Origin of the sequence: Actinopolymorpha singaporensis (assembly GCF_900104745.1) — a bacterium.
In the GTDB taxonomy this organism is placed as follows: Bacteria; Actinomycetota; Actinomycetes; order Propionibacteriales; family Actinopolymorphaceae; genus Actinopolymorpha; species Actinopolymorpha singaporensis.
The window spans coordinates 2533370-2548690 of the sequence record NZ_LT629732.1; the positions used below are offsets into that span (position 1 = coordinate 2533370).

The 15321-nt window shown below is 68.7% G+C and carries 13 protein-coding genes; 4 read left to right on the top strand and 9 right to left on the bottom strand.

The window, feature by feature from the left end; genetic code table 11:
* Window positions 1-67: 67 nt before the first annotated feature.
* On the bottom strand, window positions 68-1132 hold the full coding sequence (locus BLU27_RS11535) for an MGDG synthase family glycosyltransferase (RefSeq protein ID WP_172804935.1): 1065 nt from the start codon (window positions 1130-1132) through the stop codon (window positions 68-70).
* Window positions 1133-1439: 307 nt separating this feature from the next.
* Between BLU27_RS11535 and BLU27_RS11540 the strand changes: the two genes are divergently transcribed.
* Both BLU27_RS11540 and BLU27_RS11545 read left to right on the top strand, forming a co-directional pair.
* The gene (locus BLU27_RS11540; RefSeq protein WP_172804936.1) at window positions 1440-2408 is read left to right on the top strand and encodes a DMT family transporter; all 969 of its coding nucleotides are present in this window, start codon (window positions 1440-1442) and stop codon (window positions 2406-2408) included.
* Between the two features lie 41 nt (window positions 2409-2449).
* The gene (locus BLU27_RS11545) at window positions 2450-3169 is read left to right on the top strand and encodes a polysaccharide deacetylase family protein (protein ID WP_092653146.1); all 720 of its coding nucleotides are present in this window, start codon (window positions 2450-2452) and stop codon (window positions 3167-3169) included.
* Between the two features lie 48 nt (window positions 3170-3217).
* On the opposite strand, the gene BLU27_RS11550 is transcribed toward BLU27_RS11545, so the two are convergent.
* The 7 genes from BLU27_RS11550 to BLU27_RS11580 form a co-directional block, all read right to left on the bottom strand.
* Window positions 3218-4009: a VOC family protein gene (locus tag BLU27_RS11550; RefSeq protein ID WP_092653148.1), complete on the bottom strand. Its 792-nt coding sequence runs from the start codon at window positions 4007-4009 to the stop codon at window positions 3218-3220.
* A gap of 36 nt (window positions 4010-4045) precedes the next feature.
* The gene (locus BLU27_RS11555; RefSeq protein WP_197681791.1) at window positions 4046-5068 is read right to left on the bottom strand and encodes an acyltransferase domain-containing protein; all 1023 of its coding nucleotides are present in this window, start codon (window positions 5066-5068) and stop codon (window positions 4046-4048) included.
* 54 nt (window positions 5069-5122) lie between these two features.
* Entirely contained in the window at window positions 5123-6442 is a 1320-nt protein-coding gene (locus BLU27_RS11560; RefSeq protein WP_092653150.1) for a VOC family protein, read from the bottom strand.
* A gap of 152 nt (window positions 6443-6594) precedes the next feature.
* Window positions 6595-7095, bottom strand: a complete 501-nt coding sequence (locus BLU27_RS11565; protein WP_092653152.1) for a GNAT family N-acetyltransferase — start codon at window positions 7093-7095, stop codon at window positions 6595-6597.
* 174 nt (window positions 7096-7269) lie between these two features.
* Entirely contained in the window at window positions 7270-10047 is a 2778-nt protein-coding gene (locus BLU27_RS11570; RefSeq protein ID WP_241827919.1) for a bifunctional YncE family protein/alkaline phosphatase family protein, read from the bottom strand.
* Entirely contained in the window at window positions 10025-11389 is a 1365-nt protein-coding gene (locus tag BLU27_RS11575) for an ABC transporter permease (protein ID WP_092653156.1), read from the bottom strand. Before BLU27_RS11575 ends, BLU27_RS11570 begins: the two co-directional genes overlap by 23 nt.
* The gene (locus BLU27_RS11580) at window positions 11386-12366 is read right to left on the bottom strand and encodes an ABC transporter ATP-binding protein (RefSeq protein WP_092653158.1); all 981 of its coding nucleotides are present in this window, start codon (window positions 12364-12366) and stop codon (window positions 11386-11388) included. The genes BLU27_RS11575 and BLU27_RS11580 overlap by 4 nt, the downstream gene beginning before the upstream one ends.
* A 309-nt stretch (window positions 12367-12675) precedes the next feature.
* Here BLU27_RS11580 and BLU27_RS11585 point away from each other — a divergent pair, with 309 nt between their 5' ends.
* Window positions 12676-13911: a glycoside hydrolase family 76 protein gene (locus tag BLU27_RS11585; RefSeq protein WP_157728452.1), complete on the top strand. Its 1236-nt coding sequence runs from the start codon at window positions 12676-12678 to the stop codon at window positions 13909-13911.
* 75 nt (window positions 13912-13986) lie between these two features.
* On the top strand, window positions 13987-14331 hold the full coding sequence (locus tag BLU27_RS11590; RefSeq protein ID WP_092653162.1) for a cupin domain-containing protein: 345 nt from the start codon (window positions 13987-13989) through the stop codon (window positions 14329-14331).
* Window positions 14332-14345: 14 nt separating this feature from the next.
* On the opposite strand, the gene BLU27_RS11595 is transcribed toward BLU27_RS11590, so the two are convergent.
* Window positions 14346-15314, bottom strand: a complete 969-nt coding sequence (locus tag BLU27_RS11595) for a GlxA family transcriptional regulator (RefSeq protein WP_092653164.1) — start codon at window positions 15312-15314, stop codon at window positions 14346-14348.
* Window positions 15315-15321 lie beyond the last annotated feature (7 nt).

Here is a 15321-nt window from a genome sequence, read left to right on the forward strand (position 1 = left end):
TGACACAGCGGATCACCGTGCTGTCCAGCGGACTGCCGGGCTGTCCGGCGGATCGCCGCGAGGTGGATCACGTCGTCTTGACCAGGTTCTCGAGTAGGTCGGTGCTGTCCGGACGGAACAGCGCGCGGGCGCATTCGATCTGATGCGACCTGGCCGGCGCACCTGGGCCAAGTGAGTCCAGAGCCGCCAGCAGGTCGTGCGGGTCGTCCGTCCGCGTGACCGCACCCACCCGGGTGAGGTGGTCGGCAGCAGCGAGGCCGTGCCCCGGCAGCGGCACGTGGGCCACTACCGGCGTACCCGCCCCGAACGCCTCCGTGCAGGTCTGACCTCCGGAGTTCTCCACCAGCGCGTAGGAACCGGCCAGCAGTTCGGCGATGTCGTCCCGCCACCCGAGGGCGTGCCCGGGGCCCGTCGCCCGGTCGAGGTGGCCCAGCAGTCGTCGGTTTCTGCCGCACAGCACCAACGGGGAGTAGCGCCCGGACTCGGCGAGGGCACGAACGGTCAGGACCAGGTTGGTGGCGACTCCCCATGCCCCGGTGGACAGTACGACGAACGGCCTGTCCCCGCCGTCGATCCTGCCCCCACCGGCCGCGGCCTTGTTCAGGAAGCCAGGAGTCAGTGGTGCCAGCGGGCCGAGCCAGAACGCCCGCTCACCGACGTGCTCGGCGGCGAGCTCGCGTCCCTGCGGTGACAGGCACAGGTACGCGTCGTTCCCGGGTGAGAGCCACAGCGCGTGTGGTGCGAATTCCGTGAGCACCACGAGTGCGGGCGCCCTCAGTATGCCGTCCATCCGCAACCGGCCGACCACTGTCGCGGCGAGGTGGAAGGTCGTGACGACCGCGTCCGGGTCGGCTGCCCGGACGGCGTCACGTGCGGCCGGCACCAACAGGCGGACCAGTGGCTCCACAAGGTGACGCGCCTCGTCGGGATCGGCGAATCTGTCGTACACGCGTTGGTATCTGCCGGGCGCGTGTCGCAGGGTCACCGCGTAGCCGGAGCGGATGGCGCTGCCGATCCCCACCGGCAGCAGGCGCAGAAGGTCGAGCAGTTGCACCTGGTGGCCGCGTTCACGTAGGCGCCGGGCAATCTCGGCCGCCACCTGGTCGTGGCCGCCACCCATGCTCGCGGACACGATCAGGAGACGCGGGCCATCAGGTGCGACAGGTCGGACACCCGGGTCTGACATCGCCTTGCCGTCCTCGGTGGTCGCGCCGGCGGCCGCCGTGTCACAGGCGGGGCGTGCGGGTAGGAGCGGGAGGCGAAGCAGGTCGTCATGCGGTGCCCTCGGGCGGGCAACAGGCCCTTACGGACGGACGCGGTGCCAGGCTGTCACAGCGTTTGGTGGGAGAACAGCGGTTTCGGCAAGGAGGACATGGGTTCGGAGGAGTCGCGACCCGCGGGCGCGGGTGGAGACCAACGATTCAGAACCGGCGGGCCGCATGGTGATCAGTGCTGTCCTCGCGGCCTTCGCGGCGGCGAGCAACGCCATCGCGTCCGTTCTGCAACGGTACGAGGCGCGTACGGCACCGAGCAGGGAGGCGTTCCGGCTCGCCCTGCTTCGTGATCTGGCCCACAGGCCCCTGTGGTGGCTGGGGATCGCAGGCATCGCCGCGGGTGCGGTGTTCCAGGGAGCGGCGCTGCTCACCGGCCCGCTCGCACTTGTCCAGCCGATCATGATGGTCGAGTTGCCCTTCACGCTGATGCTCGCGGCACTGGTCTTCCATCACGGCCGGGGCAGGCGTGCGATGTCGGCGGTGGTCGGCATCACGGCCGGGGTGGTGGTGTTGCTGGTCTCGGTCGACCCGTCCGGTGGGACCACCGAGGTACGTGTGGGCCGATGGCTGGCCGCGTTGCCCGGGATCGCGTTGGGACTGGTCGCCCTGATCGGCATCGGCAGGGCGGTGAGAGGGATGGCCAGAGCTGCCGCGCTGGGGATGGCCACCGCTGTCATGTTCGCGTTGACGGCGGCGTTCATGAAGGACGCGACCGGGCGGATTCCCTTCGGCGCTGCGGCGTTCTTCACCAGTTGGCAGCTGTACGCCACGTGTGCGGCCGGGCTGGTCGCCCTTTTCCTGCTGCAGAATGCCTATCAGGCAGGGACGTTGGTCGTGGCGCAGCCCGCGGTCACGGTGGGCGACGCTCTGGTGAGCCTCGTGCTCGGCGTGGTGCTCTTCGAGGAGGACCTGCGGCTGGACGGGTGGTGGCTCGCCGTCGCCCTCCTCGGCCTGGGTTTGATCATCCTCGGGGCCGTTGAGCTCTCCCGGTCGCCGCTGGTGAGTGGTGTCGTCACCCCGCCGGACTCCGCCGAAGTACAGCGGTCGAGTTCGCCGGCTCCGGGCGAGGAGCCGTCAGATCCTGCGGATCCCGAGGGCTCCGCGGAGCCCGACGATCCGGCGGCTCCACCGTAGGCGACGTAGGCGACGTAGGTGGATGTGGGGAGAGCAGCGCAATGCGCAGGTTGACAGCGACCACGGCGGCGGCCGGGGCCATCCTCGTGGCCGCGGGAGCGGTTGCCGATCTTCTTCCGACCGCGACCGCGATCACTGCCGTACGCAGGTTGTGTCCGACCCTCGCCGGGCGCGGTGACCCGGGCCACGTCGCCCTCACCTTCGATGACGGTCCGCACCCGGTCGCCACCCCCCTCCTGCTCGACCGGCTCGACGAACTCTCCGTGCGGGCGACGTTCTTTCTCCTCGCCGATCAGGTCCTCAGGTGTCCGCGGATCGCGTACGAGATCGGCAGGTGTGGCCACGAGGTCGCCGTGCACGGTCTGCGGCACGACGCACCGACCAGACCGTGGCGCGCGAGGACCGATCTGGTGCGGGCGTACGAAACCATCGTCGACGGAACGGGTGCGAGGCCCGCTTGGTACCGCCCGCCGTACGGCGTCCTCACCACGTCTCGCGCCGCCGCGGCCAGACGGCTCGGGCTCCGGACCGTCCTCTGGACGTCTGACGGGCGCGACTGGGCTGCCGGTGCCGACGGTGACTCGGTGGCTCGTCGTGTCCTCGGCAGTCTGGACGGCGGCGGCACCGTCCTCCTGCACGACTCCGACGTCGCTGCGGTTCCCGGCTCGTGGCGATCGACGTTGGACGCGGTTGGCACCGTCGTGGGCCACTGCCGCAGGCAAGGCTGGGTTGTCGGACCGCTCCGCGACCACGGCATGTGACGAGGCGGTGAGAAGTACGGCGGCGAGGACAGTACGGGCCTTGGCGGGTCAGAGGCAGAACGGGTGACCCGCGGGATCGGAGTAGATGTTGCCCGGGACCGGGAAGCGGATGGCACCGTGTCGTTCGGCTCGTTCCATGGCGGCCGGAGCGCCGTCGGGGAAGCGGTAGTCCACGTGCAGTTGCGCGGGGTACGCGGGGTCGGGCCAACGGGCCGCTGGAAACCGCGCGTGCTGGAAGGCCAGGTTGGGCAGATCGTCGTCGTCGAGGTCGAGGACCACCCACTCCGGCGAGTCCTCGAGCCGGCTCTCGATGCCGAGGAAGCCCTGGTAGAAGCTCGCCAGCACGCGAGGACTGAGGCAGTCGAACACCAGCCGCTGGACCCTCACTCCTTCGCCGGTGAGGGTCTGGTCCGGATGGAGGCAGAACGGGTGCCCCGCGGGATCGGCGTAGGTGCGGAAAGTGGCCTGGTGCTTCAGCAGCGTGGCACCCAGACCGAGAACCAGCTTGTCGGCGGCCTCCGCGTCGGGGACCACGATGTCCAGGTGCAGCTGCTGCGGATACTCCGGATCGGGCCAGCGAGGCGGCCGCTGATCCGACCAGCCGTCGCCGTCCAGCGCCAACTGCAGCCGGCTGCCGCCGTCGGTTGTACGCCCTGCAACGCAGTCCTCGTCCGGTGGTCTCCTGGCGAGTTTGAGCCAGCCGTACGGCTCGAACTGCCGCATGCCGAGCAGTTCTCCGTAGAACTCGGCGAGTACTCGGCGCCCCTCCCTGCCGTTGATCAGCTCGGGTGCACCGATCGTGATCGTCATCGCGTCGCTGTCTCGAAGAAGATGTCCCATCGCCGTTCCTCAGCCTTCGTCGCCGGCCCGCCGGGCTCACAGAAGCTTCAGGGCTTCAGTCGGGTCCAGCAGGCACCAGCCTGCGCCACCGTGCCAGTGATGGCCGGCCTTGAGATGGTCGACAATCGCGCGTTGCAGGGTCGAACGACGAGGGAGTTCGGCAGGGTCGGTCCCCACCTTGCCGAAGACGAACCGGAGAATCACCGCGTCGTCCGGGGCAGGTTCGTACGCCGGCCGGAAGCGCCGCTGGAACTGCAGGATGTTGCTCTCCACCGGTAGATAGTCCGCCAGCTGGTCGTCCAGCAGCCAGGAGTGGCACACCGCGACGTGGTACTCCTCTTCCGGGAAGTGCCGTGCGAAGAACTCTCTCGCCATCGCGAACGATCTCTCACACGCGGCCGGAGTCATCGGCCCATAGGTCGCCGGGACGTGGACCGCGAGGGCGGGATCGCCAGGTCCATATGGCTGGCCGGCGGCGGTGACGGCCTTGCCGGTCCGGTTTCCGAGCTTCGCCCGCTGGAACTGCAGGCGTCCTAGCTGGTAGATCTCGCCTCGGAAGTGCAGCCTGAGCCAGGACGCCAGCACCGTGTCGAGCCCACCCGTGCCGTACCAGAAGCGGTGGTCGGCCAGGACCCGGCCGAGGTCGGCGAGGGTCGGGCGGGAGATGTCGTCGGGGATCTCGCGCTCCCGGTGAAACGCCCTGACGTGCGGCAGCGCGGCGAGGTAGACGTAGACGTAGAAGTACCGCTGCAGGGCGCCCATGGCCGGCGCGAGCTCTGGGAGCGGTACTTCCGGCGTGACAGCGCCCATCCGGCTGACGACCAGTTGAGTGCAGGACTCCAGAAACCGCCACACGCGCGGGTCCCGATCCCGGCTCGGCAGCAGTGCGGTGAGCTCGTCGATGTCCTCGTGCGGCACCGCCAGCTCCAGCAACAGCGGCGGCAGGTCGTCGGCCGCGGGCAGTACGACGTCGAACCGCGGTTCGCCGAGCGCTTCGACTAGCTCGACCAACTCCTTCGCCGCCGCATCGTCACGTACGAACTCGTCGATGACGTCCACGCCACGCATCCTCCTGGTTGCCGGGTCGCGGTGTCCAGGAAGTGTCCAGACGGATCAGTCGGCGTTCGAACGAGCGGCGACCCAGAGCTCCTCCCGGCCAACCATGACGGCGATGTCCACCTCGTTGCCCTCGGCGTCCGCGAGCGTCCACCACTCAGGTGCCTCGTCGTCGTACACGATGCGGCCGCCGGCCGCGACGGCCGCGTCGATGCGGGCTTGTGCCTGGTCGTCGGGAACGTACACGTCGATGTGCAGGCGGTTGCGTTGCCTGCGGCGGGCCTCCTCCGTCGCCGGCATCTGCTGGAAGAAGATCGGCGGGTTGAGCCGGTGTGGGTCGTAGATGTCGGTGACCCCTGGCCTCGGGTCGTACTCGTATCCGAGGACGGCCTTCCAGAAGTCACGGACGGCGGGGATGTCGACGGCGTCGATGCCGAACTGCACGAAGCGCAGGCGGTCGGTGTCCGCCGTCAAGCCCTGGTTGCGTGCGGCCGACTGGACCCGGCGGGCCAGGACTGGGAACCTCTCCTCCTCCCACTGGTCCTTGCCGGTGTCGATCGTTACGCCGTCCGCGCGCAGGTCCACCAGGAGTGGCAGTCCCGCGTCGTCGGCAAGCGCGGCCACGGCAACTGCGAGGTCGGCCGCTCCTGCGCGCGAGTCGACCGGGTAGAACGTCATCCCGCCGAACAGCACGCGCCAGTCGGCGGTGTCCGGGTCGTCGCCGAGGGTGTCCTCGGGCACCAGCGGGATGACGTCCACTTCGTTGCCGTCGGTGTCGGCGAGCGTGCCGTAGTACTCACCGGCGTACGCGGTGCGGCCACCTGCTGCCCTGGCCATCTCCACCGCCCGCAGGGCCAACCGGTGCGGGTGGGCGACGTCGACGTGGATTCGGTTGCGCAGTGGCCGCGGCAGGTCCTGCTGCTGAAACCAGAACCGCGGGTCCCGGCGCATCGGGTCCATGAGGACGTCGTCCCCAAGCTGTTCGTATCTCATGACGGAACGCCAGAACGCCATCGCCGAGGCTCTGTCGAGAGTGTCAATGGCGAGTTGCATCACCTGGGGCACGGACGGGTCGGCGGCCAGGCCGAGGTCGCGTGCGGCCACGGAGATCGCGCGCGCCGCTGCCAGGTCGGCGCGGGTGAACCCGGGGTAGCCATCTGTGCACAACCTCACGTGCACTCCATGCGCTCGGAGGTCGATTTCAGGTGCGCTGCCGCCGTCGACGGGCAGTTCGGCGATCCGCCGGACCAGTGCGGCGCCTTCGGTGTGCGACCGAGTCCCGAACCACGCGCTCGCGCCGAACCTGAGCACCCGCCAGTCCTCGAGCCCACCAGCTTGCTGGAACTGCCTCGCCGTCAGCCGATCGTTGTCACCCATGACCGCAGCATGCCACTGTTGGCCGGCCTGGCGAATCGTGGACTCGCAGCGAAGTGTGGAGACCTACGGGGGTTACAGCCCCCATAGGTCTCCACACTTCACGACGGGCAGAGCGGACGGGCGAGGTCTCGGGTAGGTAAGGCTCCCTCGGGTCAGAGGTCCTTGCGGAGGAGGGTGCAGGTGGTTTCGTACTTCCGGACGGTGCCGTCGGAGTCCTCCTGGTCCCAGGACGCGGGTTCGCAGCCGTACGCCACGTAGCCCAGCCGTTCGTACAGCGCGCGAGCCCTCGGGTTGTTCTCCTCCGCGCCGATCTCGGCCCGGGACAGGCCGCGTGCCCGGATCCGCTCCTCGGCCGCCCGGATCAGCACCGTCCCGATCCCGACCGAACGCAGCTCGACACGTACGGACAAGGTGGAGATCACCCCGGCCCCGGGAATCTCGTCCCAGTTGATCGCGCCCTTCCCAACCGGTACTCCGGCCGGCGTGCACACCACCAGATGGTCGACGACGCCCGTGCGCGCCCGCTCGAGTTCCGCAGGCATCTTCTCCAGGTAGAACCGCGAGTAGAAGCAGGCGAGCTCCGGAAGGTCGGCCTCGGTCATGTCCCGTACCGTCAGCGGCATCGTGACGACACCTGTGTGGATGGTCCCCATGCGTGTCACCCTTCGACGCGTACGCGGTCGACGTTCACCGACCTATCCTGGGACGTCGACCGATGAAGTGGAACCGAATATCGTCGCGTCGGTCGGACCGCCTGCGAGACGACGGACGGCCCGCCGGGATCCCGGCGGGCCGTCCTTGGGCGAGGCGTGCGGTGGGCGAGTGGATCAGTCGTTGTCCGCCGACCGGATGGCTGCGCCAGGCACCTGGTCCGGGGTGAGGATCTTCTTGTCACCCGGGTAGGGCTCGGCCCAGTCGTGTGCCTCGTACCACGAGAAGCGGTTCATCTGCTCCGGCGGAGCCGTGTCGGCCTTGGCAAGCGGACCGGTGAAGTGCTGCTTGCCCTTCCACGCCTGCCACTTCGACGCGGTGTCCTTCTGGTCCGCGGGCACCTTGCCCGACGGCGGCGGCGTGAAGTTCCGGTTCGCCGTCACCGGAACGTCCTCGCCGCATGCCGGCATGGTCTTCAGACCCAGAGTCAGCGACGTCCGGTTCGGCACGGCGTTGAACGGCGTGTTGTCGGGCGTGTCGCTGAACGCAGCCGCCATCGGAGTGGCCGCGCTGTCCTTCTGGTTCATCGGGTGGATCCCGAGGATCTGCTCGATGGTCCTGATCGCCATGATCTGGGTGTAGTAGCGGCTGTCCACGGTGCCGTGTTGTGCCCAGGGGCTGATGACCTGGATCGGGGCACGGTGCCCGTCAACGTGGTCGATGCCGTTCTGGGAGTCGTCCTCGAGCACGAAGATCGCGGACTCCTTCCAGTACTTGCTGTGCGAGATCTCGTCGACGATCCGGCCGGTCGCGAGGTCGTTGTCGGCGACCCCGGCGGCTGCGTTCACCGGGCCACCGGTGTGGTCGTTGGACAGCCAGAACATGTTCAGGTTGGCCGGGCCGTTCTTCTGGAACTCACGCCTCCAGATCTCCGTCTTGTAGATGTCGGGAACGTTGAGATCGAACATCGGGAAGCCCTGGACCGAAACCTTGTTGAGCGACGGGATCGCCGAACCCACCTGGATGGGGTACTGCGTGTCCTGTCCGGTCTCGACCATGTTCTTGTAGTCGCAGTAGTAGGTCTGCCAGTTCGCCCCGGCAGGCTTCTGCTCGAACGACTGGAACTCGCCGTAGTTCTTGACCGAATGCCCGGCCGCCTGTGCGCCGGACCAGATGAAGCCGGTCCGCTGGTGGCCGAGGACGTCGTTCTCGGTGTCGTAGGTGCGGATGTACTCACCGGCCATGGACTCGGAGTACTCCGGGTTGTCGGCCTGCATGAGCCAGTTGTGGCCCTCGGCGGAGTTCGTGCCGACGTCGTAGGCGTTGTCGTACAGGCCGAACTGCCTGGCCATCGCGTGCTGGTTCGGCGTCACGTTCAGGCCGTACTGCGCCAGCGACGCGTCGCCGTTGCCGCGCGCGTCGTCGCCGAACACCTGGTCGTAGGTCCGGTTCTCCTTGACGATCAGGAACACGTACTTGATCGTCGAGGGATCGCCGAGCCTCTTCGGCACGGCCACCGGTCGCACATTCGGGCTCGTGCTCTTCAGCACCGAATTGGGAGTCCAGCCGTTCTGCGTGAAGACCTTCTGCGTCTGGGCCTTGATGACCGTGTCGCTCGGCAGTGTGAACTTCTGCAGGCTCGACGTCGTGTCGTGGGTACCGTACCCAGCCGGGTTGTTCGGCCGGCGCGCGTCGATACCACGGGTGTTGGAGACCAGTACGTCATTGCCGACAGTGGTGATCTCGGAGGGGAAGTAGTCCGTCGGCAGCAGGCCGACGTAGCTGACCGGCGCCAGCGCCGTGGTGTAGCGGTAGACCGCGACGGCGTTGGCGCGGCCCAGGGTCACCAGCAGGTGGCCGTCGTCGGTGAGGGTCACCGCGTCCGGCTCATAGCCCACCTCGGATTCGGGCCAGGGCTGGGTCGCGATCGTCTGCACGACCTTGTCGCTGGTGGTGTCGATGACCGAGACGTCGTTGGTCGCGGTGTTGGTGACGAACAACGCGCCGTTCTTGGCGTACAGCGCGGTCGGGTGCAGTCCGACGTCGATGCTTGTCGGTTCGGCACTCGTGTCGGCCAGGTTGATGACGCTCACCGTGCCGGTGGTGGCGGAACCGGTGTCCGGGTCGGCGGGCACGTCGGTGTTGTAGGAGTTGATCGTGGTCTCACCCGGCTTGGCCGGGCGGCCACCCTCGTTGCTCACGTAGAGCTTGTTCCCGACCATCTCCAGGTCTCGCGGGGCGATACCGACCGCCCAGCTCTGCTGGATGGCCCCGGACGCGGCGTCGATGGCCACGACGCGGTTCTGGCCGTTGACGGCTGCGTAGACGGTCTTGCCGTCGGCCGAGAACACCGCACCGCTCGCCAGCGCGCGCTTGGGGCCGTCCGCCGGGATCGAGACGAACGTCGGGTTGGCAAGCGTGCCGTCGGCGTTCACAGTGAACTTGCGGTAGCCATCGGCCTGCCCCAACCACAGCTGCGAACCGTCGGGGGAGTACGTCGGGCCTTCCTGGCCGACGTCGTTGCCGCTGATCTGAAGGTCCGCCTTCGCGTTCTTGCCGACGAGCTGCTGGATGGTCGACGTCTTCAGGTCGATGATGCCCAGTGCCATCCCACCATCGGCGAGCGAGGCGGCCAGGTGGGTACCGTCCGGGCTGACCGTGGACGACATGATCTTGCCGTAGTTGATGACAAGACGCGTGCCGATCGGCTTGATGAACTGGTCGGCTGAGACCACCATGCCCTTGTCGGTGGTCTGGCCGACCTGAAGGGTGCCGAAAGCCTCGGTCGAGGCGTAGGCCATCCCCCCGCTGGCGATCGCGAGGGTGGCGGCGCCGGCCGCGATGACGCGGATCCGGTTGCCGGCGCGTCGGCTCGAGGGTCCGGAACGGACCCCCTTGCCGTTCCGGCGTTGACGCCTTACCTGCATGGAATTATCCCTCCGGAGAGTTGGCAAGCAGGTCGACGTTCCCGTCGAGCTGCCATAGGGGATTCGGTGCATCCCCGGTCGGGGTGCGAACCTGGAAGTAGCCGTTGACCTCCTTGGGTCCGTCCCCGTCCGCGACGTACCGCCCGTCGGCGGTCACGTCGAGCTGGTAGATGGCGGTGCCCACCGCCGTGGCACCCGGCAGGTGCCAGGTGACGACGCACCGCCAGTCGTTGCCGGGACCCTCGTCGGCGACGCGGTCGCCGCCCTTGTCGCAGGACGCGGTGGCCCGCAGCTGCGCTTCGGTGACGTCGGGCCGGTGAAGTTCCGCGGTCTGCAGTCGGTAGAGATGGGCGTACGCCGTGGCGAGGGAGTCCTGCAGCTTGGTGCGCACGATTCCCGTCCCGGCCGCGGGTGTCGTCGCCGCGAGGACCCCGACGGTCAGTGCGACCAGTCCGGCCAACGGCACGACGCCGGCCACGAGGATCCTTCGCCCCGATCCGTCGTACGCCAGGTCGGTGAAGTCGCGGCGCAGGAACAGCCGGTACGCCAGAGCGGTGGCAGCGACAGCCCACGCCAGGCTGACGACGAGCCCGATGAGCAGCGGGCCGGTCTGTGCCGGACCGGTGAACAGCCCTCGCCAGGCGAGGAACGCCTGGCTGGGAAGGGCCAGCCGAACGCTCACCGGCAGCGGCAGCATCTGGGCGAGCTGGAGCACGAACGCGAGCAGCGCGGGCATCAGCAGTCCCATTGGGGAGCGTCCCAGCGCGACCGAGCCGAGCAGCCCGACCCCGGCGAACGCCAGCATCGGCGCCAGGACGCAGGCCCAGGCCAGCAGCACCGTGCCGGCCGCGGATGCCGGGCTCAGACTGTGGCCGTCGAGGCCGACGAGGGGATGGTTGCCGACTGCCAGCAGTCCACCCGATATTCCGGACGCGGCGAGCCCGGCGGCCAGCAGCAGCAGAACCGTGAGGCTGGCAAGCGCTTTCGCGGCGAAGATCCGGCTCGGCGAGCGGACCGCGACCAGGAGGTGCCGCCAGGTGCCCAGCCGGTCCTCCGCGGCGAAGACGTCACCGGCGACCAGCGCGGTCAGCAACGGAAGCGCCCACGTGCAGGAGAAGGCGAGCACCACCAGCGAACCCGCCCAGCCGGTGGCGTGCATCCAGCGCCCGAAGACCGTGTCGGCCGGCAGTGCACTCTGCCGGCTCACCACCGCCACGAAGACGGCAGGAGCGATCCAGCATGCGAGCAGCAACACCCGGATTCGCCACTGGGACAGCAGTTTCACCAGCTCGAAGCGGTAGCCACGTGCAAGCGGAGCCGGTCGGGCCTCGGTCCGCGACGGTGTGGCAAACGTCGTGGTCGCGGTCATCGCAGAGTCTCCTCGGTCGGCTCCGACTCGGATGCCCCGCCATCTCCGGTGAGGGCGAGGAAGGCCGCCTCCAGCGGCGGGACCACCGGTCCCAGCTCACGTACCGCGATACCGGCCCCCACCAGCCGTACGACCAGATCGTCGAGGACGGGCACCGGCCCGCGAACCACGAGCACGTCGGTGGTGTCCGGTCGTCCGGCGACGTCGTTGGCGGGCGGTACACCGAGTCCCGGCGTGTGCAGTGCGACCCGCCGGGCGGCCCGAGAGTCCGAGGTCACCAGGCGGTAGTCGAGGGCGCCGCCCTCGGCTGCCAGCTTGCTCACCGGACCGGAGAAGACCACCCGGCCGGTGGAGAGGATGGTGACCTCCGAGCACAGAACCGCGAGGTCGTCCATCCGGTGACTGGAGATGACGACCGCGGTGCCGTTCGCAGCGAGTGCGTTGATGACGCGGTGCACCTGACGTTTGCCCGCGGGGTCCAGGCCGTTGGCCGGTTCGTCGAGTACCAGCAGCCGTGGTGAGGTCAGCAACGCAGCAGCCAGGCCGAGCCGCTGGCGCATCCCCAGCGAGAAGCCGCCGACCCGGTCGTCGGCGACATCGGTGAGCCCCACCTGTTCCAGCGCGTCGTCGACCCCCGCGGGGTCCTTGGTGTCGTACCCGCGAAGCGAGGCCAACGCGGACAGGTTCTGCCGCGCGGTGAGGGAGGGATAGAGCCCCGGTCCGTCGACGAAGCCCGCGACGCCTTCCGGCACGGCGAGGGTGCGACCGACCGGCGTACCCAGGATCTCCAGGCGGCCGCCGTCGGCAACCGCCAAGCCCAACAGCAGCCCGAGCAGAGTCGTCTTTCCGGCGCCGTTCGGACCGACCAGACCGTGGACCTGGCCGATCGGGACGTCGAGGTCGACGCCGTCGAGTGCGACCACGTCTTCGAAGGACTTCGTGATTCCGCGAGCCTTGACTGCGGGGGTGCTGTCCATGTCGGTTTCCACCCTCAAGAGTTAGCTAGCAGAAGGATGTTAACGATCTTGAGCGTCGGCAATAGGTCGGCGAGGCTAACTTTGGCCAAACACAGAAAGGCTTACCGGTCACACCGATCCCCGCACGGCTTCCCAACCGGGCTGGGGGATTGGGCGTCGGTATCGGCTGGGCCGAGTACGGCCACGTGGGTCGACGCCGCCGGCCGGAGACTGCAAGCTGAGCCGAGCCTGCACCTCCCGTACCGACGGAGGTTGCAGGCTGAGATGTTCGCTCACTCCCGCAGTCCCCGGCGGAAAGGCCCGCGACCAATGGTCTGCCACGTCAAGAAGGCGTTCTGCCGTGCCGGTGTGGTTGTTCTCGCCGGCCTGCTGATGGTCGGTGCGCTGTGCCCGCCTGGTTCGGCCGCCCCGTCGGCGGTGCGTGCGTCCGCGTCCGGAAGCACCGACCGGACGACGTGGGCCGAGCGTGCGTTCACCTCCTACGCCGCTCTCCAGCGCCATCTCTATCTCGGCGCCGACCAGCACCACCTGTACCTGGAGAAGTATCCGCACGACCCGGCCGACAACGCGTACTCCTATCTGTGGCCGATGCGGGAGGCGACGGCGGCGACCATCGATCTGTCGATCGTGCCGGGCACGGGCAGTCGATTCAGGTCCGACGTCCGCGATCGTTTCGCCGGCCTGAGCGCGTACCTGAATCCCGACCACGACCCGCCCGGTTACGCGTCGTACGTCGTCCCTCCGCTGGGAGGCGGCGGTGACCTGTTCTACGACGACAACTCGATCGTCGGCCTGGAGTTCGTCCGGCGCTACCTTCTCGAAAACCGGCTGGCGGATCGGCGTCGTGCCGAGCAGATCTTCGACGTTCTCGTCGGGGGATGGGACACCGACACCTCACACGCCTGTCCTGGTGGGATGTTCTGGGTGGACGCGACGTGGACGTCGATCCGGGCGGCGAACGTCACCGGACTCACCGCCGAGCTCGCCGCGCATCTGTACGAACTGACTCGCGACAAGTCCTACCTGGACTGGGCCGAGCGTCTCTACGACTGGAACCGTACCTGCCTGCGATCGTCGGAAGGCCTGTACCAGAACGACATCAGCCTCGACGGCACGGTCAACCCCACGCTGTGGATCTACAACTCCGGGGCGATGATCGGTGCGGGTGCGCTGCTCCACCGTGCCACCGGTGATCCCCGCTATCTCGCCCAGGCGCGCACCGACGCGGCCGCCGCGCTGGACTACTGGACCGACGGAAACCGGTACTACGACCAGCCGGCCGTGTTCAACGCCATCTTCTTCAAGAACCTCATGCTGCTCGACTCGGTCCGGCACGACTCTCGTTACCGCGCGGTCGTCGAGGCGTACGCCGAACACGTCTGGGGGCACAACCGCGACGCCGCCCTCGGACTGTTCCGCTTCCCGCCGTCGGGCGGCGGGCCCTACGACCCGTCGTACCGCCCGGAGACGCTCGAACAGGCGGCCGTGATCCAGACGTTCGCCCTGCTCGCCTGGGATCGCGGCCACTACCGGTTCGCCGCCTGAGCCAGGACGCGGGTGGCCGGACACAGCCGGCAGGAGCGAGTCCTGTCCGACCACACCGTAGGAGGAAAGCCGACCATGAAACCCTTCGTACTCGATCGACCGGACGGCCGCGACGACGGCGAGGACTGGACCGAGAACTACGAGGAGTTGCCCGGGGCGGCGAACGTCTCGATCATTCTGGAGTCCACCACCAAGGCCGGGGTCGGTCCGCGTCTTCATCAGCACCCCTACGCCGAGACCTTCATCATCCGCAGGGGATCCGCCACCTTCACCGTGGGCGAGGACCAGATCGAGGCCCACGCCGGACAGGTGCTGGTCGTGCCGGCGAGCACACCGCACAAGTTCTCCACCGGCGAGAGCGGCTACGAGGCCGTCCACATCCACGCCAACCCGCGCTTCGTCACCGAGTGGCTCGAGTAGTGGCCCGTCATCGCTCAGGGCCGGGCATGTGCCTGAGAGTGGCGAAAAGCCCGCGGGCTGGTTCCGAACTTCGACACGAAGGCCTGCCGCAGACTCTCAGCCGATCCGAAGCCCGTTCGGCGAGCGACCTGGGACAGGGGCAGATCGGTGGTCGCGGCGAGCCGAGCCGCCATTTCGAGCCGGGTGCGCCGTACGACATTGGCCGGGGTGTCACCGAGCTCGGCGCGGAAGAGCCGGTGGAGCTGGCGCGGACTCACCCCGACCAGCGCCGCCAGGGTCTCCGTCCGGAGATCTCCGTCGGGATGGGTCGCGGCATGGTCCATCACCCGGCGCACCGTGGCGTCCGCGGGCCGGGGGGTGCGGGTGAACACGCTCATCTGCGCCTGGTTGCCGGGGCGCTTGAGGTAGGCGACCATCCCCATGGCCACCCATCGAGCCAACTCGGGGCCGTGATCCTCCTCGACGAAGGCGAGGGTGAGGTCGAGCGAGGCGGTGACGCCGCCGGAGGTCGCGACGTTGCCATCCCGGACGAAGATCGGCGCCGGGTCGATCGAGACCCTCGGGTAGCGCGCGATCAGGTCGTCGGCGTAGAACCAGTGCGTCGTGGCGCGCCGCCCGTCCAGCAGTCCCGCCTCGGCGAGGATGGCCGTGCCGGTACACACCGAGGCGACCCGCCGAGCGCGCGAGGCCAGCCGCCGCACTCCCCGGACGAGGCGCGGGTCGGCAGCTGCGGAGAGATGGCCGTCCCCACCGGACACGATCAACGTGTCCACAGCGTCCTGGAGGTCGCAGAGATCCAACTGCGCGCGCAGGACCAGACCCGACTCGCACACGATGTCGCGCCCGCCCACGGTCGCCAGCCCTACCTGGTACGCCGGTCGCGCGCCGAGCCGGGTGGCCAGCATCAAGGCGGACGTGACGCACGCGATGTCGACAAGCTCGGCGCGTTCGTATCCCACCACCACAACCGATCGCGTGGGCATTCGGTCA